This is a genomic window from Nostoc sp. LEGE 06077, assembly GCF_015207705.1.
In the GTDB taxonomy this organism is placed as follows: domain Bacteria; phylum Cyanobacteriota; class Cyanobacteriia; order Cyanobacteriales; family Nostocaceae; genus Nostoc_B.
The window spans coordinates 1-22950 of sequence record NZ_JADEWI010000007.1 but is presented as its reverse complement, the minus strand read 5'-3'; the positions used below and the strand labels follow the sequence as shown (position 1 = coordinate 22950).

At 41.7% G+C, this 22950-nt stretch carries 13 protein-coding genes; 6 read left to right on the top strand and 7 right to left on the bottom strand.

Annotation, left to right across the window (positions count from 1 at the left end; translation table 11 throughout):
• Window positions 1–572: 572 nt before the first annotated feature.
• On the top strand, window positions 573–3335 hold the full coding sequence (locus IQ244_RS06925; protein ID WP_228058786.1) for an EAL domain-containing protein: 2763 nt from the start codon (window positions 573–575) through the stop codon (window positions 3333–3335).
• A gap of 208 nt (window positions 3336–3543) precedes the next feature.
• On the opposite strand, the gene IQ244_RS06920 is transcribed toward IQ244_RS06925, so the two are convergent.
• Window positions 3544–4905, bottom strand: coding sequence for a UDP-N-acetylmuramoyl-tripeptide--D-alanyl-D-alanine ligase (locus IQ244_RS06920; RefSeq protein ID WP_193891125.1), 1362 nt, complete (start codon window positions 4903–4905; stop codon window positions 3544–3546).
• Between the two features lie 513 nt (window positions 4906–5418).
• Here IQ244_RS06920 and IQ244_RS06915 point away from each other — a divergent pair.
• On the top strand, window positions 5419–7629 hold the full coding sequence (locus tag IQ244_RS06915) for an HAD-IIB family hydrolase (protein ID WP_228058785.1): 2211 nt from the start codon (window positions 5419–5421) through the stop codon (window positions 7627–7629).
• Window positions 7630–7687: 58 nt separating this feature from the next.
• On the opposite strand, the gene IQ244_RS06910 is transcribed toward IQ244_RS06915, so the two are convergent.
• The 5 genes from IQ244_RS06910 to IQ244_RS06890 all read right to left on the bottom strand — a co-directional run bounded on the left by IQ244_RS06910 (window position 7688) and on the right by IQ244_RS06890 (window position 15768).
• Window positions 7688–7885, bottom strand: a complete 198-nt coding sequence (locus IQ244_RS06910) for a hypothetical protein (RefSeq protein ID WP_193891122.1) — start codon at window positions 7883–7885, stop codon at window positions 7688–7690.
• Window positions 7886–7926: 41 nt separating this feature from the next.
• Window positions 7927–12573 (bottom strand): ATP-binding protein, encoded by a 4647-nt coding sequence (locus IQ244_RS06905; RefSeq protein ID WP_228058784.1) that lies wholly within the window; start codon window positions 12571–12573, stop codon window positions 7927–7929.
• 648 nt (window positions 12574–13221) lie between these two features.
• Complete coding sequence (locus tag IQ244_RS06900) at window positions 13222–13689, bottom strand: Hsp20/alpha crystallin family protein (RefSeq protein ID WP_193891119.1); 468 nt, start codon at window positions 13687–13689, stop codon at window positions 13222–13224.
• A 283-nt stretch (window positions 13690–13972) separates the two neighbouring features.
• The gene (locus tag IQ244_RS06895; protein WP_193891116.1) at window positions 13973–15394 is read right to left on the bottom strand and encodes an ATP-binding protein; all 1422 of its coding nucleotides are present in this window, start codon (window positions 15392–15394) and stop codon (window positions 13973–13975) included.
• Window positions 15395–15399: 5 nt separating this feature from the next.
• On the bottom strand, window positions 15400–15768 hold the full coding sequence (locus tag IQ244_RS06890) for a response regulator transcription factor (RefSeq protein ID WP_193891113.1): 369 nt from the start codon (window positions 15766–15768) through the stop codon (window positions 15400–15402).
• Between the two features lie 431 nt (window positions 15769–16199).
• Here IQ244_RS06890 and IQ244_RS06885 point away from each other — a divergent pair, with 431 nt between their 5' ends.
• From IQ244_RS06885 to glmS, 4 genes are all read left to right on the top strand, one after another.
• Window positions 16200–17297 carry an alkene reductase gene (locus IQ244_RS06885; RefSeq protein WP_193891110.1) on the top strand — a complete coding sequence of 366 codons (1098 nt, stop codon included), beginning with the start codon at window positions 16200–16202 and terminating at the stop codon, window positions 17295–17297.
• 290 nt (window positions 17298–17587) lie between these two features.
• A complete protein-coding gene (gene dusB / locus IQ244_RS06880; protein ID WP_193891107.1) occupies window positions 17588–18640 on the top strand; it encodes a tRNA dihydrouridine synthase DusB in 1053 nt (350 codons plus the stop codon).
• A gap of 537 nt (window positions 18641–19177) precedes the next feature.
• Complete coding sequence (psaC, locus tag IQ244_RS06875; protein ID WP_012411495.1) at window positions 19178–19423, top strand: photosystem I iron-sulfur center protein PsaC; 246 nt, start codon at window positions 19178–19180, stop codon at window positions 19421–19423.
• A gap of 730 nt (window positions 19424–20153) precedes the next feature.
• Window positions 20154–22046, top strand: coding sequence for a glutamine--fructose-6-phosphate transaminase (isomerizing) (gene glmS, locus IQ244_RS06870; protein WP_193891104.1), 1893 nt, complete (start codon window positions 20154–20156; stop codon window positions 22044–22046).
• Between the two features lie 161 nt (window positions 22047–22207).
• On the opposite strand, the gene IQ244_RS06865 is transcribed toward glmS, so the two are convergent.
• Window positions 22208–22950, bottom strand: a 743-nt coding sequence (locus IQ244_RS06865; RefSeq protein WP_193891102.1) for a HEAT repeat domain-containing protein, incomplete at its 5' end; no start/stop codon positions are given.

Below are 22950 nucleotides of genomic sequence, written 5' to 3'. Positions count from 1 at the left end.
CCTAACCTTATCCAATGTCCTTAGTCCGCTAACGCGGACTTTTTTTGTGCCAAAAATACTCTGATTATTACTCGATATAAATTCCGAAATCTCACATGAGTTATGTCCGAAAAATAATTTATAAATCTTGTTTCTGCTAATTAAATTGGCAAGTATGAAAAAGCTATTTGGTATATTTTTTGCTTATATAAGTAATACAAGGGGAGAAAGATGTGCGAGTGTATGGTCATAGTAGAAAGAGTATTTTTTTTATTTATTGTTAGTGTATAATTATCCCTTTGATATGCTCCTGTTTTGTACCATTTACAATAATCGTAGGGTAGCAATAGTTACAATGTAAAAATAACATTTTGATCGATTTTTCTGCCTTGCCTACCTAACTTGAATTACCATCAAATAGCTGATAATAAATATCAGTATAGGTAGTACTTGCCAGAATATAGAGTTCTAAAAAACACCAATTCTATTAAGTGAAGGCTACTATTAGCTTAAATATTTTTATACTTTTATGTATATAATTTTATGTAAAACCAGCAGATAGCATGATATTTGCTAGTTATGAGTGACAAGCTATGACTATCTATGATGTTCAGTCTCGTGGTCAATCTTCCACTTTAAACGCTGTATTCCAATCTTGTTCGCAAAAAACTAGTATTGCAGTCATTTTAATTGGCTGTTGTGTCATTGTGGGGTGGATCAAAGACATTACAGTTCTTAAGAGTATTGTGCCGGGATGGATAGCAATGAAAGCCAACACCGCTATCTGTTTAATTTTCGGAGGAACATCTTTATGGCTTTTCCAATGGACAACTTACATAACACGTCGAGTGGCTCAATTCTGCGCTTTCTTCGTGTTAGTAATTGGGCTGTTGACATTGATTCAGTATGCCTTCAAGGTAGACCTTGGGATTGATCAACTTTTATTTAAGACTAGCATCGACCCTTTAGGTGATGTAGCGCCTGGTCGGATGGCTGTTCATAGCGCCGTTATTTTCTTGCTGCTAGGCCTAAGCCTACTACTGTTAAATTTGGCACAACCCAAGCATATTGCAGCGCAGTTATGTGCAATAGTGGCATTTTTTATCGCCGACATGGGGCTATTAGGCTATGTGTATGGTAATGCTTATTTCTATAAATTTGGTTCCTTAACATCTATAGCAATACATACAGCAATTGCATTTATCTTACTCATTTGTGGCATTCTGTTTGCTTGTCCGAACCGTGGGTTAATGGCTGTAGTCAGCAGTAAAAATGCAGGTGGGATAATGGCAAGGAGTTTATTACCTGCTGCAATTATGTTTCCGCCAGTCATCTGCTGGCTAGTTCTGTCTGGGTATCGAAGGGATATTTATACTGCGGAATTTGGACTGTCTATTTTAAGTGTTTTGAATATTATTGTTTTTGCAGTACTGATTTGGGGAAATGCCCGATCGCTGAATATGATTGATCATCAGCGCAGGCGATCGCAAATAGCGCTAAAAAAAGCCAATGAAGAACTCGAAGAAAGAGTTATCTTCCGCACACATGAGTTATTAAGAACTCTGGAACAGTTACAAAGTGAAATTGCTGAACGTCAAACTATTGAACAAGCTCTATTTCAAGAAAAAGAACTAGCTTTAGTTACATTGCAATCAATTGGAGATGGAGTAATTACAACTGATGCCACGGGTTTGATTAAATATATTAACCCAGTTGCCGAGTTACTCACTGGCTGGAGTCTAAGCGAGGCAATGGGTATGCCTTTGGCAGAAGTTTTTCAGATTATTCATGAAAATACCCGCGAAGCCGTAGAAAACCCAGTAGAACAGGTGTTGAATTCTGGCGTGGTTGTTGGTTTAGCCAATCATACTGTGCTGATTACTCGCAATGGTAGAGAATTATCTATTGAAGACTCTGCCGCGCCAATTCTTACCAGAGAAGGGCAAATTGTTGGTGTTGTGCTTGTGTTTCATGATGTTACTCAAAGCCGCAACATGGCACGTTTATTATCCTGGCAGGCGAGGCATGATAGCTTGACAGGACTGGTTAACAGACGCGAATTTGAACAGCACCTTACCCAAGCTGTGACTAGCGCGGGGACTGGTGAAGAACAACACGCCTTATGTTATTTAGATTTAGATCAATTCAAAGTTATCAATGATACTTGTGGTCACGTTGCTGGCGACGAACTCTTATGTGAAATTGCTAATTTGTTTCAAACTCATATCCGTTCCTATGATACTCTTGCACGTTTAGGTGGGGATGAATTTGGCATTATCTTCAACAATTGTTCTTTAGAAGCAGCAGTATTTATTGCTAATACCTTACGAGAAAACACGCAAAAATTTCGCTTTGTCTGGAAACAGGATAAAGTTTTCAATCTCAGCATCAGCATTGGCTTAGTTGCTATCAACGCCGATACACCAAATATGAATAGTGCCTTAAGTGCTGCTGATGCAGCTTGTTATGTAGCAAAAAATCAAGGGCGTAATCGTGTACATATTTATCAAGCGGATGATCTGGAGTTAGCCAGGCAGCATGGTGAAATGCAATGGGTAGGAAGAATTACCCAAGCACTAGAAGACAATCGTTTTCGGCTCTATTACCAGTCCATCGTTCCCGTTACTCAACCCAAGTCGTTAACAGAACATTATGAAATCCTCTTACGCTTGATTGATGAAACTGGTAAGTTAGTCTCACCAATGGCATTTATTCCCGCTGCTGAACGCTACAATCTCATGCAAACTATTGACCGTTGGGTGATTAACACGTTTTTTACACATCTAAGACAATACGTAGATTTTCAACAACTTTATTGTCCATTACTAGAATACTCTCGTGGTTGTTTATATACCATCAACCTTTCTGGCGCTAGTATTAATGATGATCAATTTATTGATTTTGTTTGTGATCAGTTTACATTACACCAAATTCCCCCCGGCGCCATCTGCTTTGAAATTACCGAAACTGTCGCCATCAAAAACTTAAGTAAAGCGGCGGTATTTATTCGCACACTAAAAGATTTTGGTTGTTGCTTTGCTTTAGATGATTTTGGCAGTGGGATGTCTTCTTTTGCTTATCTCAAAAATTTACCAGTCGATTATTTAAAAATTGATGGCAGTTTTGTAAGGCATATTGTGGAAGAACCAATTGATTTGGCAATGGTAGATGCTATCAATAAAATTGGTCAGGTAATGGGAATTCAAACTATTGCTGAGTTTGTCGAAAACAACGACATTTTAAAAGTAATCCAAACTCTGGGGGTAAATTATGCCCAAGGTTATGGTGTTGCTAGACCGGCTCCTTTTGATTTATTTCAGCTAAATTATGATATGGCAATTCTATCCGAGTTGTGAAAAATATTCTTTTTAACGAACCGCAAAGGACGCAAAGAAAGAGAATTTCACAAATGATTTAGAATTGCTATAGCAATCTGATTTGATTTCTGAACTTACTCGTGAAGGTAGGGAACAGGGAACAGGGAACAGGGAATAGAAACTGTACTGAGTTTTTTCAAATATCAAATATGAGTCCTATATAGGGATTAGAAACTAGTATTATTACTCAGCACTTTGTTATAAATTCTGCTCGCAATTGATTAACAACGCGATCTAAACCTACAGAATGCGCTGCTTTAAATAAAATGCGATCGCCTGCTTGCATAAATGTTTTGAGTCGCGCGACTAAATCACCGTGACTAACAAAGCATTCTGAAGGTATTCCTTCAGCACTTTTGGCGATCGCTTCGGCATCTTGTCCATCTACTAAAACTAGCAACCCGTCCAAATTCAAGTTACGCACAGTTTCGCCAACTTTTTGGTGTAATTGCGGCGATCGCTCTCCTAATTCTTTCATTGCTCCCAATACGGCAATTTTACGCTTTCCGGGAGTGTCTGCTAATAATTGCAAAGCGGCTAACATTGCTTCTGGTGCAGCATTGTATGTTTCATCTAAGAATACAACATCATTGGGTAAAGCATAACGTTGCGATCGCCCAGTCGGCATATCCACTGTCACACCATTAGTTAAGGTAGACCAATCAATTCCCAATACCTTGGCCACAGCTAAAGCGGCTAAAAAATTTGTGGCATTATGGCGACCAACTAAAGGCAAAGGTAATTTCAGTCCGGCAACTTCTATAGTTTCACTATCAATTAAATTTCCTGAGATGTCACCACCAGATAAACCATAGGTTAAAATTTCACCCGACCAAACTTTTTTCGCTGTGTCGATTAATAAAGGATTGTCGTAATTGAGAATTGCCACATTATCTTGGGGCATTTCGGCTAATAATTCACATTTAGCCTCAGCGATCGCTATTTCTGAACCTAACAACTCAATATGCGCCGTCCCCACGTTAGTAATTACGCCAATAGTTGGGCGGACAATATGTGTTAGTTCGGCAATTTGTCCTCTACCCCGCATTGCCATTTCAATCACAGCAGAATTATGGGCTTGATCTAATTCCAAAAGAGTTTTCGGTACACCAATTTCATTATTGAAATTCCCGTAAGTCTTGTGAACTCTCCCTTGGGTAGATAAAACAGCCGTGATTAATTCTTTGGTTGTAGTTTTGCCCACAGAACCCGTTACCCCAATCACTGGGATATCAAAGCGATCGCGCCACCATCTGCCAATTTGTTGATAAGCTGCGAGGGTGTTTTTCACCTGTAACACTGGGAAATCGGAATTTTCGTAGTCAAAATCCACAATTGCGGCTAATGCACCTTTAGCGATCGCTGTGGGAATAAAATCATGTCCATCAAAATTTTCCCCACGTAAAGCCAGAAATACCTCTCTTGGCTGAATAATTCGCGTATCTGTTTGGATACCACTACTAATTTGAGTTAAAGCAGTTGCCGATAAGTTGCTAGATTGTGCCGAGATAACTTGCAGCAGTTGGGATAGGCTAGAAGACCAAGACATAAATATTTTGGGATGATTTTTATCAAAAATGATTATCTTTTTTCTTAACTAAATCGTCCATAAAGGAGAAGACGATGAAAAAAAATCATCGTATAATTCTGTTGAGAAAAATACAAAGTATCATATTGTTTCTGCACCGTAAATTTTTAGCGCTCGTTCAGGAAGTTAATTATTTTCTGAGACAAAATCTCATTTGTTAATTTAACCATGACACAGCATATCTCACTGCCTAATTTTGTAATCATTCATACTAAATTATCTATAAAATTGCTCATTAGTTGTCATGTTTGGCAAGTCATTTGGCTACAATTTTGGCAAAGTAACAAAATCCCTTTCTTTTGGTAGTTAATTTTTTAATGATCAGTCCACATTCAGGGAAAATAAGTGTAACATCTTTGATCAAGGCTACCTAATGCTAATGATAGATGTTTTGTCTTTAACTCTCCCTACAAATTTAATATTCATCAGGCGAACTATAGCATTACCTATCTACAATCAACCACAGAGGAAGACATGATATCACATAGTTCAGGGTTGTATATTCTACTAGTCAGTGTTCACGGCTTGATTAGAGGTAAAAACCTGGAATTAGGCAGAGATGCTGACACCGGTGGACAAACAAAATATGTAGTTGAACTTGCCTGTACATTAGCCAAAAATCCCCAAGTTGAAAGAGTAGACTTAGTGACGCGTTTAGTAGATGACCCAAAAGTCAGTTCAGACTACGCTAAACCCGTAGAAATGCTGTCAGACAAAGCCCAAATCATTCGCTTGGCTTGTGGCCCACGACGCTATCTCCGCAAAGAAGTTCTCTGGCCGCATTTAGATACCTTTGCCGATGAATTACTCAGACATATTCGCAAAATTGGCAGAATTCCCAATGTCATTCATACGCACTACGCTGATGCTGGATATGTTGGTTGTCGAGTTGCTGGCTGGCTGGGAACACCGCTTGTGCATACAGGTCATTCTCTGGGCCGAGTTAAACAGCAAAAATTATTAGAACAAGGAACCAAACTCGAAACAATAGAAGATCACTTTCATATTAGTACCCGCATTGAAGCCGAAGAAATTACCCTGGGCGGCGCAGCCTTAGTCATCGCCAGCACTCATCAAGAAATTGATGAACAGTACAGTGTTTATGACCAATATCAACCAGAAAGGATGGTAGTCATTCCACCAGGGGTGACATTAGAAAAGTTTTATCCTGCGCCAGAAAATTGGCCAAATCCCCCAATTTACAAGCAGTTGCAGCGATTTCTCAAAGATCCAGAAAAGCCAATGATTATGGCAATTTCCCGGCCAGCGATGCGGAAAAACGTCAATCGTTTGATCAAGGCCTTTGGGGAAGATCGCGAACTGCGTCAACTAGCTAATCTTGTAGTCGTGCTAGGACAACGAGACGACATCTCGACGATGGAATCTGGGCCGCGTCAGGTGTTTGCAGAAATATTTCAGTTAATCGATCGCTATGACCTTTATGGTCACATAGCCTATCCCAAACACCATAATTCTGATGATGTGCCTGATTTATATCGCTTGACAGCGAAAACTCGTGGAGTGTTTATTAATCCTGCACTTACAGAACCATTTGGGTTAACTTTGATTGAAGCCTCTGCTTGTGGTGTGCCGATTATTGCGACATCTGATGGTGGCCCACGGGATATTATTGGCGCTTGTGAAAATGGTGTGTTGATTGATCCGCTGAATATTGAAGACATCCAAAATGCCTTGCGTAATGCGTTAACCGATAGCGAAACATGGGAGCGTTGGTCTAGTAATGGCTTAGTTAATGTTTGCCAACATTTCTCTTGGGAGAGTCATGTAGAGCAATATTTAGCGAAAGTGCGTTTATTTCCCCAACAGAAAATTCAATCTTTACTCAGTCCGGTGCGAGAATTTCCTACACGCGATCGCCCAGACTGGAAAATCCCAGAAACCAACCATCTACCAACCGCCGATCGCTTCCTAGTTTCCGAAATTGATAACACCTTATTAGGTGATCAGGAAGCTTTGCACAAATTAATCCAGCGTATTCATACTGAAGGACATACAACAGGTGTTGGTATTGCTACAGGCCGCAACCTGGAAACTACTTTAAGTATGTTAGAAGAATGGGAATTTCCCATGCCTGATTTACTCATCACCTCAGCCGGAAGCGAAATCTACTACGGCCCAAAAATCGTTACAGATACAAGTTGGCAAAAACACATCAGCTATAATTGGCAACCTGCGGCAATTCGAGAAGCGATGAAAGCTATTCCTGGACTGGAATTACAACCACCAGACACCCAAGGCAAGTTTAAAATTAGCTACTTTGTTGATGCTGATCAAGCCCCAAATTTCCGCGAAATCATCCGCCACCTGCGCCAGCAACAACTCCCCGTCAAAGGCATCTTTAGCCATAATATGTATCTTGACTTATTGCCATTTAGGGCTTCTAAGGGCGATGCATTGCGCTATGTAGCTTTAAAATGGGGATTACCTGTAAAACAGTTCTTAGTAGCAGGTGCATCCGGTAATGATGAATCTATGCTGGCGGGTAATACCTTAGCCGTTGTTGTTGGAAATTACAGCAAAGAAATCCACAAGTTACGCGGTTATCCCCAGATTTACTTTGCTCAAGGGCGCTATGCTTGGGGTATTTTAGAAGCTTTAGATCACTACGACTTTTTTGGTAATTTATCTGCAACAAGGACAGAACCGGAAATGATGGCAGTGTAATTTATTCGTTTCACGCGTATGTAGGGGGTAAGTTTTTACTTTTTTACATACGCGGGATTCAATCCGATTCTAAAAGTTGGCTAAGTTTATGAGCCGCTTCATGTGAATTGAGGAGAGACCAAAGTGAGTATGTTGCTCCAGCTTGTAAGGTTGGCTCTTCTTCTTTAGCTAACTCTGCAATTAAAAATTGCATAACTTTCAATTTTTCTGGGCGAGGTAAATTTCTGAGAGTTGAAAACAGGTCTACTGTTGTCATAAAACGAGAAAAACATACAACTTTTTTATTTTCTCATCACTCTATCTCAGCAGGCTGGCGATAGTAATGGCTAACTGTGATGGTTCAATAGGTTTAGCAAGATGCTTTTGAAAGCCTGCGGCCAATGCTTGCTGACTATCTTCATTTTTAGCATAGGCAGTGAGAGCGATCGCCGGAATTTTTCCTCCCTGGTCTGCTGCTAGTTTTCTAATGCGGCGAATTAAACTGTAGCCATCTTCACCAGGCATCCCAATATCGCTAATCAAGATATCTGGTTGAAATTGTGACAACATTTCCCCGCCTGTGGCTGCATTTGCGGCGGCTATAACTGTGGCACCATATTCTTCTAGTGCAAAAATCAAAAAGTCGCGGGAGTCAGGATCATCCTCCACAACTAAAACGCGCACACTAGTCAAATCTATCACTGGATGAATAGATTTACTCTCCTGCGGCTTTTGTGACTTGGCAGACAATAATGGCAGCATCACTGTGAAAGTTGCCCCCAAACCCTCACCTGGACTAGTAGCATTAACTGTACCACCATGCAATTCTACTAAATGTCGCACGATCGCCAATCCTAATCCCAAACCACCGAATCTCCGGGTGATGGAAGCATCAGCTTGGCGAAAATAGTCAAAAATGAATGGTAAAAACTCTGGTTCAATACCTTTACCCGTATCACTCACCGTAATTTGCGCGTATTTGCCCACTCGGTTTAACTGAATTGATACCTGTCCATTATCAGGGGTGAACTTAATCGCATTCGAGAGTAAATTCCAAATAATCTGCTGTAACCGCGCCGAGTCACCAGCAACTTGTCCTACTTTCTCTAATTGAGTTTGTATGACAATGGATTTGGCAACAACAGCAGTTTGCATTGTTTCCATCGCCGACTCAATAATGAATAATAAATTGACTGGTGCGACATTCAGGTTGAGTTTACCACGCAGTATCCGTGACACATCTAACAAATCATCTATTAGTTGAGTTTGTAATTTGGCATTGCGCTCGATAGTTGCTAAAGCTTCCGCCGTTTTGGCTGCATTTAATTTTTGCGTTTGCAGTAATCTTGACCAACCTAAAATGGGGTTAAGTGGGGAACGGAGTTCGTGAGAGAGAATGGCTAAAAATTCATCCTTGACGCGATTTGCTTCCTCTGCTTGGGCGCGTGCAGCTTGCTCTAGACTGAGTAAATTATTGCGTTCTTGTTCAATTTGTTTGCGATCGTGAATATCTGTTTCTGTACCAATCCATTCCCTAACTGAACCATTGGCATTGAGAACGGGAACACCACGAGTAATAATATAACGATATTGATTACTTGGATGATGCCACAATCTTGCTTCTATTTCGTAGAGTCTTTTATGGTCTAGTGCTTGTTGCCATTCTCTTTCTACTCTTGCTTGATCATCTGGGTGAATCATTTGCAACCAACCCAAACCAGCATACTCATTCCAACTTTGCCCTGTGTATTCTTCCCAAGAGGGCTGTACATCAACAAATTCACCAAAAGGATTGGTAATCCAAACTACTGCTGATGTAGCAGCTATCAGTGAACGATAACGTTCCTCACTTTGGTACAATGCTGACTCTGCCTGCTTGCGGTCTGTAACATTTGTAAACATTCCTAATGCGCCGATAATATTTCCTTGTCCATCCCGAATTGGACTGGTACAAGCTAAAACGAATAATTCTTGGCCATTCTGGTGGCGGAATCGAAAATCAAATTGGTCAACATTCCCATTCAAATTTCTCTGAATATGTTGCTGTACAGATGGAATATCTTCTGGGAAACAAAACTCTATCACGGGAATGTTAATGATTTCTGTGGCAGCATAGCCGAGCATGGTTGCCATTTGGTCATTAACATAGAGTGTCTGAGCATTGTTATCAATTAACCAAACTCCTTCATTGGCTGTTTGGATGATATTACGGAATTTTCCTTCACTTTCGCGTAGTGCTAACTCCGAGCGTTTACGTTGTGTGATATCTCGGAAATAAACAGCTAGTCCATCAGGTGAAGGATAAGCATGAACTTCTAGCCACTTATCTAAAGGCTTAAGAAATTCTTCTAAAACCACAGTAACTTGTTCATTAATGGCCCGGTGAAGTTCTTGATAACTCAGCATTCCGACTAATTCAGGAAATACTTCCTCCCAAACGTGCTTACCGAGCATTTGTTCGCGGGTTTTTTGCAACAGCTTTGTAGCTTGCTCATTCACATAGGTGTAACGCCACTGACGGTCAAAAGCAACAAACGCATCGGTGATACTTTCCAGAATGGTAGCAATTTGATTCCGGGCTGTCTCCGCTTCTAGACGTAATCTCTGCTCATAATGGGCAACTTCTTGACGTATTTGTGCCATTTTCAGGTTAGCGTCAATACGAGCTAATAGTTCACGGGCAGAGAAGGGTTTAATGAGATAATCGTCTGCTCCAGTAGCTAATCCGTTAACACAAGATTCTTCTTCCGCACGAGCAGAAAGCAGAATAATCGGTAAAGCTTTTGTTTGAGGATCAGCCCGCAACTTTTGTAACAAGCCAAAACCGTCTAGTCTCGGCATCATAATGTCCGTGAGAACAATATCCGGCTGTTTTTGGCGAATAGCTGCTAAAGCTGCAACTCCATCTCCAACTGCCTCAACTTCATACCGCAGACTTAATAAACGCTGCACATAGTCGCGCATATCTGCATTATCGTCAACTAACAGAATGCGGGCAGAGGAAGGTGACAGGTGAGAGGGGATAGGTGATAGATATAATTCTTCGGCTTCGTTCCCTTCTTGAGGTAGGCACTGTAGGGCTTCCGTAATATAGGTAGTGCTGGCCTGAATGATTGGCCGGAGTGGGGAGGTGGTGGCAACGTCAGATATGCGATCGCTTGGTAAGTGAGCGCATCCTGTGGGGATGGAGATCATGAAGCTGGTGCCGCGCTCAATCATACTAGTAACTGTGACAGTGCCTTGATGCAGTTTAACTAGTTCTTGAATTAATGACAGACCAATCCCTGTACCTTCATAGGTGCGTCCTTTAGCAGATGGTACGCGATGAAAACGCTCAAATATGCGCGGTAATTCCTCGGCGGGGATACCTATACCTGTGTCTCGCACTTCCAGTTCGATATGATCTTGGCAATAGCGCAAGTCCACAGAAATTTCCCCGGTAAAGGTAAATTTAAAGGCATTGGAAAGTAAATTAAGTACTATTTTTTCCCACATTTGGTGGTCAACATAGATTGCTTCGGGTAAGGGGGGACAGTTGACTAAGTAGCTGATTCCGGCTTGTTCAATTGCTGACCGAAATACAGCAGCCAAATCTGCGGTTAAGATGGCTAAGTCCGTTGGCTGGTACTCTGCTTGCATCCGTCCAGCTTCAATGCGGGAAAAGTCTAGTAGGGTATTGACTAGCTTGAGTAAACGCAGGGAGTTTCGATGGGCAATTTCCAGTTTTTGGCGATCGCTCGGCAAAGGCCCCCTAGGGTTGGCTAAAGTTTCTTCTAATGGCCCCAACATCAAAGATAAAGGGGTGCGAAATTCATGGGTAATATTACTAAAAAATATTGTTTTCGCCCTGTCTAATTCTGCTAATGCTTCGGCGCGTTGACGTTCGGCTTCGTAAGCATCAGCATTAGCGATCGCTGTGGCAATATTATTCACTACTAAATCAAAAAATCCCTTGTATTCATCATCAAATGCCCGTTGCCGACTAATACCCAGGACAATTATTGTGGCTAATTCGGGTTTGCCTGATTGGGCGATGGGCATAACTAATGCCGATGATGTGGAATTGAGGCCTATTCCTTCAGGTAAATTTTGAATTAACTTGGCTTGTTTTGTCTGCTTAACTTCTGTCAAATGCCAAGGATCATTTTCTGCGGTGAAGTCAATTTGTTCAGGAGTGGCAAAAGTGCCAGATGCTATGCCTGATGTCCCGACTAAGCGTGCTTGTGTGCCAGCGGCTTCGACTCGATACAGTAAAGCAAAGGGAATGTCAGCGGTATTTTGAGCTAGAGTTTCTGCCACAATCCGATAAGCTGCGGTGACTGTTTTTGTGGCGGCGGTGTTAGAGGCCAGTTCTCTGAGTGTACGGAGACGACGCTCATTAATTACCCGTTCGGTAGTTTCAATGACTGCACAAAAAACTCCACCTACACCCCCTGTTTCATCGCGAATGGGGCTATAGGAAAAAGTAAAGTAAGTTTCTTCCAGGTAGCCGTAGCGATCTATCATTAGTTGCAGATTATCTGACCAGGTAGATTGACCTGTAGTCAAGACGCTCTCAGCTAACGGCCCGACAATATCCCAGATTTCTATCCAACAATCTTTAGCCGACTGTCCTAAAAATTGCGGATGTTTACTAGCACCCAGAATTGGACGGTAAGCATCATTGTAGAGATTGGCGTATTCTTTACCCCACCAAATAAACATGGGGTAACGAGAATTCAAAATAATACTAATCGCTGTTTTTAAACTTTGCGCCCATGTTGATGCTGAACCTAAGAGGGTTTGCGACCAATCAAGCGATCGCATCAGGGAACCCATTTCTCCACCACCGGCAAAGACATCCTCAGAAATATTTGTCTTCATTGGATGAGTCACGGTTTTGGCTCCACTATTACAAAATCTTGCTGGTAGAGGGTTTGGCAGTGTTTTTTGGGGATGAGTTTGAGTGTGTCCAGATTTTTGCATACTGGTTTGGTAGATGCGATCGCCAATGAATCTGAATGTTTATGCTGATAATTGCGCCAATTACTGCTCAAAGGTGCAATTATCAACACAGTTAACCCCTCATCTATCAACTGTCGAAATTGACTAATTAGTTGACTTGCTTTTGTTAACCTCAGTAATGCGTTTTTTCTAGATCTAACTACTTGAATAACATCTTGCATCTGCCTTGAATGAGCAAGAAAACAACAACTACGTATTTTATTTTTGTATTTAATTATTCAATTGACTATCTACCTTGAGATTTAATTTTTGAGATTTTTTCTTCTATCTTGCATCATTCTAGGGTAGGCAATGTCCTCAACGTAAAAATCAGAGTTTAGCTGAGTTTTCCCAATGCCCATCTAACTTTGATGACAATAAAGCATCTAGAGTAAGATTGTAATTTATACCCATAAAACAGCGATATCTATAGCAGTCTACCAGCTAAAGGCGGAAAATTTCATAAAATTCCGACTTTAGCCAAATTTATCCCAATTAAAGCGGATACTGTGATCTGAAAAATTCCCTGTTTAAACAAAGGGTATAGGGCATAAGATCAGGATTTTCTCTTACACCCTATACCCTAAGACTTGAATTTTTACACTTAATTCCTACCGTAACTGGTGGTAATTAACCGATATTAACCTTGACAACTTTTTGTCTTTCCGCTTCAGATTTTGGCAAAGTTAAGCGGAGAATACCATCTTTATATTCAGCTTGTACTTTGTCATTTTGAACTAAAGAAGGTAACGTAATTACCCGTTGAAATCTGCCGTAACGGAATTCAGAGCGGCTTAGACCTTTTTCTTCAGTTTTAGTTTCATATTTGCGTTCGCCGCTAATAGAAACTGCCTCTGGTGTAACTTCTACATTGATGTCTTTTGCTTCTAGACCAGGTACTTCTAGCCGCAGATGAATGGCATCATCTGTTTCTTCTATTTCCGCAGGAGGTACGAAATTAAATGCTGTTCTTTCACCACCGTCTGTAGGAGCTAATCTATCAAACAGACGATTCATTTGTCGCTGTATAGTTTCAATTTCCCGGAATGGTTCTAAGCGTTCAATATCACGAAACGGTTCCCAACGAATAAGTGCCATATCTGTCACCTCTAAGATAGAGTATTTAGGATGATGAAGCTGAATTTAAAGCTTATTTGTTGGTTAACAATAGTTTGATAATTTAAATAGAGTAAAGCTCAATTTCCAGCTTCTTAATTACACATTAGAGCAAGATTAAACAGCAGGTGGTTCGGTTTTATAACAATGCGCGATCGCAATAACCGTACCACTGATTATTTTCATATTTTGTAACAGCGATTGTCAAAATAATCAATAAAAAGATATTTTATTTCGCTGTTTAGTTTTTTAAATTGAAATGATTTCATCCTTGCAGAGGTAAGCTAATTGTAAAAGTTGCTCCTTGATTAGGGATGCTGTTGGCAGTAATACTGCCTTGATGAGCTTCGATAATCCGTTTAGCGATCGCCAATCCCAATCCATTACCGTTACCTTTGCGCGAAGGATCTGTGGTATAAAATTGCTCAAAAATCCGGGGTAAGTCACTGTTGCTAATACCCCTACCCTGATCTTGAATTTGAATAATTGCTTTTTTTTCTTCGCTATAACCAAATATAGATACTTGAGAATTGGGCTGTGAGTGTTTAATTGCATTATCTAATAAATTGAGAATTGCCTGTAACAACCTCTCTGGATCACCCTGTAGTTGTAGTTCAACGACATTTATGCGTACAGTCACACCCGCAGCTTGCATTCGCGGTTCTACTGCATTCACAGTCCGATTAATCAACCCCTGCAAAGAAATAGATTGCTTTTCTAATGCAGTGACTCCTGCTTCCAAGCGTCCTAAATCGAGCAAGTCATGAATTAAGCGTGATAAACGTTTGGTTTCGTTCTCGATAGTTTGAAAAAAGCGATCGCGTAATTGCGGTTCTTCGTAAGCACCATTCTTCAGTGCATCAACTGTCACCTGTACATTACTGATAGGTGTGCGTAATTCATGGGACACATTAGCTAAAAACACTCGGCGTTCTTGGTCTAAGGATGCTAATCTTTCACTCATCCGATTGAGTTCTGCGGCTAACTGATCTAACTCATTATTTTGGTGGATAATCAGTTTGTCACCAAAATGCCCACTACCCAAGCGAATCGCAAAGTTACGCATAATCTCAATTGGCTTTGACAGACTGCGTGCAAAGCGGCTGCTAATTAATGCACACAACAAAATTGTCACTGCTAAAGTTCCTAACACACTCCAAATTACAGTTAAAAACTGACGCTGAAACTGTTGGAGTGTAATGGACATTCGCAATACACCTAAAAATTGACCATGACGCTTAATTGGTCTGGCAATATAAAGACGATCTTCGTTAGTTAATACTCCTTTAGCAATGCCTTTCGCGGCAAAATTTTGGAAAGCTTGCTGCATTCCTGGAACTTGGTACCAGTCTGCTACCTGTCGATCTAATTTGGGGTCAGATGTAGCGATGAGAATGCCTTTATCATTAAAAACACGCAGTGTTACTGTCTGTGGTGCGCCATAACGTTCTACTAGTAAATTTACTTTTGGAACATCATGTTCTTCCAACGCATCAGCAACACTCTCACTCAACGCACTTGTCCAGTTTTCTAAATCCATTTGTCGTGTCCGCATGAAGTACACATGAAACGACCAAAGGATATAACCAGCCATTAGTGATGTACCAAAAGCTGTCAGCATCAAATAGGTAGCTAACAACTTGGCATGAATTGTATTTAATTTAATCTGTGGCCTCCAGCCTTTCATAAAGGCTATTCCCCAGAACGACGACGCAACACAGCTTTTATCCTGGCTACGAGTTCGCGGGTGTTAAATGGCTTAGTGACATAATCATCCGCGCCTGCTTCTAAACCCCAAATTTTATCTATATCTTGATCCTTAGCCGTCAGCATAACAATAGGCACATCAGAAAATGCCCGAATTCGCCAGCAAACTTCCATCCCGCTAACTTCTGGCAGCATGATATCGAGCAAAATGACATCAGGTACTTGTTTATGGAATTGTTTGATCGCACTATGCCCATCGATAGCTGTCGTCACAGTGTAGCCTTCTTTTTGTAGTGTGTAGCTGAGACTGTCACACAGGGCTGCTTCATCATCTACGAGTAGAATATGGGGCATTTTCCATTACTAAAGTTAGTTTCTAATTCTAGCTTGTGTAGTCGGTGATGGGTTTGGCATCCTTCTGGGGGTACAGAATCTCGGAATTGCAGAATAATTTAGAAGTCAGAATCAATTATTGCTACGACAGAATAATATTTCTCGTAAATTGACGAAGGTATTGGATTTTGGTGGAATTTTATTTTTTCTGGGGGTTCACTTCCCCCTATTGTTTACCACCTTATGTTCTCAAATTCTTGCTACGTCTCATCTTCACCTGCTTTGTCACCCGTTAAGAAATAACATTAAAGTTCCTTTGGGGTTAAATAATGTTTAGGATGCGAAGTTTTCCTCTAACCCTGATAAAATCAGGAGCAATGACACTTTCAATGGCGAAGCAGGTGATGACATGCCGTAAGAGAGCGTTCTGGTTCTAGAAGAGGACAAAGCCAATGCCAGAAACATCAGGACTGTTTACGCCCGTGAGACTAGGTTCGCTTGAGTTGACCAACCGTATCATCATGTCTCCCATGACCCGACTCCGGGCTACAGCTGAATGTGTACCTACCCCCTTAATGGTCGAATACTACACCCAGAGAGCTTCAGCCGGACTCATTATTACGGAAGGCACGCATCCAAGTCCAATGGGGCGGGGCTACACAACTTGTCCTGGGCTGCACAACGAAGAGCAGGTTGAAGGCTGGCGAAAAGTAACAGATGCAGTTCATGCGGCTGGCGGTCGGATATTTGTGCAACTGATGCACGCAGGACGGGTATCACACTCCTCCCTATTACCAAACAATGCCCTACCCATTGCACCTTCGGCTATCCCAGTGGTGTCTGAAGAAATTCACACTTGGGATGGCAAAGTCCCTTTCGAGACACCCCATGCTTTAGAGTTGTCCGAAATACCCAAAATAATAGAAGAGTACCGCACAGCAGCAGAACTCTCTATCAAAGCAGGTTTTGATGGTGTGGAACTTCATGCTGCAACTGGATATCTCCCAAACCAGTTTCAAGTCAGTGGTTCCAACCAACGCACCGATGCCTATGGTGGCACACTGGAGAATCGAACTCGCTTCACACTCGAAGTAGTCAATGCTCTGTGTAGCGTTCGGGGAGCCGAACAGATTGGTGTCAAAATTGCCCCAGGCTTCACAGTCAACGACACATTTGATGAGCATCCTGCCGAAACTTACACTTATGTCGCAAAAACACTCAGTTCACTGGGTTTGGCATACTTACACGTTGGCTATGACCGAGGCTATGGCAGAGGAACTGCACCGGATTTCAACCCGATTGATCTCATACGTAGCGTTTACAAAGGAACACTGCTGGCTGTTGGTGGGTTTGATCGACAACATGGTGATGAAGCAATTACAAGCGGACGGGCTGATGCCATAGTTTTTGGGCGCTCATTCATCTCTAACCCTGACTTAGTGGAGCGGCTACGGCTTAATGCCCCTCTGACTATTGGTGATGTCAGGGGGTTCTATGGTGGTAATGAAGATGGTTACACAGACTATCAAACCCTGTCGCAACTCCATTGAGTGGCATAACAAGACATTTTGATAGTTTTAGTGTGGAATATTACTTTGAAGTATTGGCAATTCTTCAAAGCAGAGGTAGAAGCACTGTTAATTGCAGTAGGACTTACGCAAAAAACCTCTCAAACTCTCATTCCTCTGTATCCTCTGCGTCTGGAGTGGTAGCCTGCGGCAAGCCGCTATCGCGTCTACGTTATTCCGTAACTCGTGCGTAAGTCCTATGCAGATTAGAAGGAAATCCTAAGCGCTTGGGATAAAAAGATATGATTAAGTGTGCATTGTGAATTGTTGATATGCTTACTCTGTCTCCCAGCTTACAAGCTAGACTCTCCCAACCTTTAAAAATCGGCTCTTTTGAAGTTAAAAGCCGGGTTCTGCAATCGCCTTTATCTGGGGTGACAGATTTGGTGTTTCGTCGTTTGGTACGTCGCTATGCACCAGATTCGATGATGTATACCGAAATGGTCAACGCCACGGGACTGCACTATGTGAAGCAGTTACCCAAAATCATGGAAGTAGACCCCAACGAACGCCCTATTAGTATTCAGTTATTTGACTGTCGCCCTGATTTTTTAGCTGAAGCAGCCATCAAAGCTGTTGCTGAAGGGGCTGATACTGTTGATATTAATATGGGATGTCCAGTCAATAAAATTACGAAAAATGGTGGCGGTTCTTCTCTGTTACGTCAACCGGAAGTCGCCGAAGCAATTGTGCGCGAAGTTGTCAAAGCTGTTAATGTACCAGTCACAGTCAAAACCCGTATTGGCTGGAATGACCAAGAAATTACCATTCTCGACTTTGCCAAGCGGATGGAAGATGCTGGGGCAAAAATGATTACTGTACATGGCCGCACCCGCGCTCAAGGTTACAATGGTAACGCCCGTTGGGAATGGATAGCGCGTGTGAAAGAAGTGCTTTCTATCCCAGTAATTGGTAACGGTGATATATTTTCCGTGGAAGCAGCCGTGAGATGCTTAGAGGAAACTGGCGCTGATGGTGTGATGTGTTCGCGCGGAACTTTGGGTTATCCCTTTTTAGTAGGCGAAGTTGACCACTTCTTGAAGACTGGGGAAATATTACCGCCGCCAACCCCAATTCAGCGTTTAGAATGCGCCAGAGATCATTTACAAGCTTTATGGGAATATAAAGGCGATCGCGGTGTCCGTCAAGCCCGTAAACATATGACTTGGTATGCTAAAGGATTCGTCGGTGCAGCTGAATTACGCGGACAGTTAAGTTTAATTGAAACAGTCCAGCAAGGTTTAGATTTAATTGACCGCGCCACTGACAAATTAGCATCCGGTTATGAACTGGTAGAAGAAGCCACTAATTTTCAAATGGCATAAGTCTTTTGTCATTTGTCATTTTTCCTAGGTAACGGGTTCACCGGAAAAATTGTAGGGTGGGCGATGTCAACAACCAACAAATTAAGTTTTAACCAGATTGCATTGTCCATCGGCAATTAATAGCAATTAAGCAGCTGGTGCAGATTGCTGATAATTTTTAATTGCGAACATGAATTTGGAAATTTAACTCAATATTTAAAATTTCGTTACAAATTTTGAGTTGTTTGACAATTCATAGTAATTAACCAATCAATACCATCGATAACTCAAATTACTTTGTTTTATTGCCACTTTGCCTTCATATATCTTTACACCAAAAATGGAGCATAGCGCCCAAATGAGGTAAACACGCTGCCGTCTTGTAGCTGATTTATAAGGAAACAGAGAAATTTCGCAAATTTTAACTTTAAAAAGTGCCTATTACATTGTTTGAAGTTATGTAGCCTTTTACTTACTGTGGATGAGCCACTGCGGTAAACTATGCCTTGATTATGAATTCTTTCGCAGAGAAGAGAACTCGAAAGGAGCCTTTTTTCAATGTCTCATACCGTAAAAATCTACGATACCTGTATTGGCTGCACTCAATGCGTTCGCGCCTGCCCCACTGATGTGCTGGAGATGGTACCCTGGGACGGCTGTAAAGCTGCTCAAATCGCCTCCTCACCCCGCACAGAAGACTGTGTAGGCTGCAAGCGTTGTGAAACTGCCTGTCCCACCGACTTTTTGAGCATCCGGGTTTACCTGGGCGCTGAAACAACTCGTAGTATGGGTCTAGCATATTGAGGAATTTGCCCCAAATTTCTCATCAGACTCACAATTAACCGTTTCCATAGCAAGCTTTTTTAGCATCGTAGGGTGGGTACTGCCCACCTTACTAGGTGACTTTTAAGCGTACAACTTCAAAAACCATAAAAATACCTTAGTGGCACAAGGAGCATCTTGCTCCTTTTTTTTTGAGGAAACCAGCAGTAAAAGTTCTTTATTTTCCAAGCCATAGCAGGTAACAGGTAATAGGTAAATACGGTTCAGTTAAGGTGATGAGAGTTGATTTCTCAATTTCTGCTTACTTATCAGACAATGAGCAAGATTTGGGGGAGAATCCCCCAAACCCCCAATCGGGGGACGGTTGCGTCCCCCAAACCCCCTGCAAAATAATTCTTTCGTTTTTTGTTGAGTAACTATAGCGTTTCCAATTCTGGTATGGTACAAAATTACCCCTCCCCAACCCTCCCATTGGCAAGGGGAGGGTGCGCGAAAGCGCGGGTGGAGTATATTTCATGTGCTTGGGAATTGCTATATTTGTTGGTTGTGTTGTGATTTAGTTTTCTTCTCTGAACCGTATTGGGTGATAGGTGACAGGTGAGAGAGTTAAAAGTCTTTATTGTCTAAGTTTTATCGCTTACCGATGTCTTAACTACCTTGGCTACAGCTATAAAAACTTGTGACAAAACTTCACCTTTGTGCTAAACACTATACTGGATCTAATAATCCTAAAACCAAAATGGTGTGAGCAATGTGTGGAATCGTTGGGTATATAGGCACTCAAGCAGCAACAGAAATTTTACTGTCTGGTCTGGAAAAACTAGAGTACAGAGGCTACGATTCTGCGGGAATAGCCACAATTTGGGAAGGTGAAGTTAATTGCATCAAGGCAAAAGGTAAACTACATAACCTGCGTTCTAAACTCGAACAGGTAGACAACCCATCATCCATTGGCATTGGTCACACTCGTTGGGCAACTCATGGTAAACCAGAAGAACATAACGCCCATCCTCATCTAGACATGGTGGGGCGAATAGCAGTTATTCAAAATGGTATTGTTGAAAATTACCGCGAATTAAGAGAAGAATTAAAGCAAAAAGGATATGAGTTTCGTTCGGAAACTGATACTGAAGTAATTCCCCATTTAATAGCCGAATATTTAAAGAATCCCCCATCTCTCCCTCTCGCCTCCTCCCCTTCGCCTTTTCTAGAAGCGGTACGCCAAGCGGTAAACCACCTAAATGGGGCATTTGCGCTGGCAATTATTTCGGCTGACTATCCCGACGAATTAATTGCTGTGCGCCAACAAGCACCTTTAGTGATTGGATTTGGTCAAGGGGAATTTTTCTGTGCTTCGGATACACCAGCGATCGTTGCTTACACCCGCGCAGTATTACCCTTAGATAATGGGGAAATTGCCCGCCTTACACCTTTAGGCGTGGAAATCTATAACTTTGCTGGCGACAGGTTGAAAAAGCAACCCCGAATGCTTAACTTGAGTCCCACAATGGTAGAAAAACAGGGATTCAAACACTTCATGCTCAAAGAAATTTATGAGCAACCAGGAGTAGTCAGAGCTAATTTAGAAGCTTACTTTCATAATTCGGGCGATACATCTCATTCCCCTATTAATCTTGGCTTATCTGAGTCACTGTACGCAGATTTAGAACAAATTCATATCGTCGCCTGTGGTACAAGCTGGCACGCGGCTTTAGTGGGCAAACACTTATTAGAACAATTGGCAGAAATTCCCACTCAGGTACACTATGCTTCTGAATATCGCTATGCACCATCACCATTAACACCAAATACATTAATTATTGGTGTTACCCAGTCTGGGGAAACTGCTGATACTTTGGCAGCTTTAGCAATGGAAAAAGAACGCCGCCAAGGGAAAGACGCAAAATATCAAGCACGACTTTTAGGTATTACTAATCGCCCAGAAAGCAGCCTCGGTCACATGGTACCGCATATCATCAGTACCTTAGCCGGAATTGAAATTGGTGTTGCAGCCACCAAAACTTTTATCGCGCAATTAATGGCGTTTTATGCTTTGGCATTGGATTTAGCTGCTCGTCGTCAAACAGTTTCTCAAGTAACTATAGAGAAAATTATTGCGGGATTGCGGCGAATTCCTCAAGAAATTGAAGAAACTTTAGCCAGCCAAGAACGTTTAACTGAACACCTAGCCCACGAATTTGCTGATACTCAAGATTTCATTTTTTTAGGTAGAGGGATTAACTTCCCCATTGCTTTAGAAGGGGCTTTGAAATTAAAAGAAATCAGCTATATTCACGCCGAGGGTTATCCGGCTGGAGAAATGAAACATGGCCCCATTGCGCTATTAGATGCGAAAGTTCCAGTTGTGGCGATCGCAGTTCCTGGTAGTGTGTATGAAAAAGTAATTTCCAATTCCCAAGAAGCCAAAGCCAGAGATTCTCGCTTAATTGGTGTAACTCCCGTTAAAGACGGCGAAGCAGCAGAAATCTTTAATGATTTACTCCCCGTTTCATCAGTCGATGAATTACTATCGCCTATCCTCACAGTTGTACCTTTGCAACTACTGGCGTATCACATCGCCGCCCGTCGTGGTTTAGATGTCGATCAGCCCCGGAATTTGGCAAAATCGGTAACGGTTGAGTAAATTAATTCTGGTTTTCTTTAAATAATATTTGTAGAGTAGATGAGATTAATTCTGGATGCGATTATTATATTACATCCAGAATTATTTTTTTGGGCATTGTCTACAGCATTGTTGTGTCTATCTCGCCAGCACTGATTTGTTAGATGGTAATTTCAGCTTGTCTAGCCACATACCAACTCCCATAGCAAATTGATTGCATATCCAATATATTCGGAATCTTGATGTTCGTTAATCCATTGAGAAAGAGTAATGACTACACTATGAGTTTTTTTGTCGATTTTATTCAGCGCAACTGCGGCTCTAGAACGCACAATATATTCTGAGTCTTTGAGGAGTTCTATTAACCCAGAAATTGCTGCTTCTGTACCTATATTACCTAACGCAACTGCGGCTCTAGAACGCACATCAGATTCTGAGTCTTTGAGGAGTTCTATTAACCCAGAAATTGCTGCTTCTGTACCTATATTACCTAACGCTTCTGCGGCTCTAGAACGCACATCAGATTCTGAGTCTTTGAGGAGTTCTATTAACCCAGAAATTGCTGCTTCTGTACCTATATTACCTAACGCAACTGCGGCACTAGAACGCACATCAGATTCTGAGTCTTTGAGGAGTTCTATTAACCCAGAAATTGCTGCTTCTGTACCTATATTACCTAACGCTTCTGCGGCTCTAGAACGCACATCAGATTCTGAGTCTTTGAGGAGTTCTATTAACCCAGAAATTGCTGCTTCTGTACCTATATTACCTAACGCTTCTGCGGCTCTAGAACGCACATCAGATTCTGAGTCTTTGAGGAGTTCTATTAACCCAGAAATTGCTGCTTCTGTACCTATATTACCTAACGCAACTGCGGCACTAGAACGCACATCAGATTCTGAGTCTTTGAGGAGTTCTATTAACC

What these genes read in the sequence shown, in the direction of transcription:
- IQ244_RS06925 (WP_228058786.1), top strand. Translation starts at nt 573, where the DNA reads ATGACTATCTATGATGTTCAGTCTCGTGGTCAATCTTCCACTTTAAAC.
- IQ244_RS06920 (WP_193891125.1), bottom strand. Translation starts at nt 4,905, where the DNA reads ATGTCTTGGTCTTCTAGCCTATCCCAACTGCTGCAAGTTATCTCGGCA.
- IQ244_RS06915 (WP_228058785.1), top strand. Translation starts at nt 5,419, where the DNA reads ATGATATCACATAGTTCAGGGTTGTATATTCTACTAGTCAGTGTTCAC.
- IQ244_RS06910 (WP_193891122.1), bottom strand. Translation starts at nt 7,885, where the DNA reads ATGACAACAGTAGACCTGTTTTCAACTCTCAGAAATTTACCTCGCCCA.
- IQ244_RS06905 (WP_228058784.1), bottom strand. Translation starts at nt 12,573, where the DNA reads ATGCAAAAATCTGGACACACTCAAACTCATCCCCAAAAAACACTGCCA.
- IQ244_RS06900 (WP_193891119.1), bottom strand. Translation starts at nt 13,689, where the DNA reads ATGGCACTTATTCGTTGGGAACCGTTTCGTGATATTGAACGCTTAGAA.
- IQ244_RS06895 (WP_193891116.1), bottom strand. Translation starts at nt 15,394, where the DNA reads ATGAAAGGCTGGAGGCCACAGATTAAATTAAATACAATTCATGCCAAG.
- IQ244_RS06890 (WP_193891113.1), bottom strand. Translation starts at nt 15,768, where the DNA reads ATGCCCCATATTCTACTCGTAGATGATGAAGCAGCCCTGTGTGACAGT.
- IQ244_RS06885 (WP_193891110.1), top strand. Translation starts at nt 16,200, where the DNA reads ATGCCAGAAACATCAGGACTGTTTACGCCCGTGAGACTAGGTTCGCTT.
- dusB (WP_193891107.1), top strand. Translation starts at nt 17,588, where the DNA reads ATGCTTACTCTGTCTCCCAGCTTACAAGCTAGACTCTCCCAACCTTTA.
- psaC (WP_012411495.1), top strand. Translation starts at nt 19,178, where the DNA reads ATGTCTCATACCGTAAAAATCTACGATACCTGTATTGGCTGCACTCAA.
- glmS (WP_193891104.1), top strand. Translation starts at nt 20,154, where the DNA reads ATGTGTGGAATCGTTGGGTATATAGGCACTCAAGCAGCAACAGAAATT.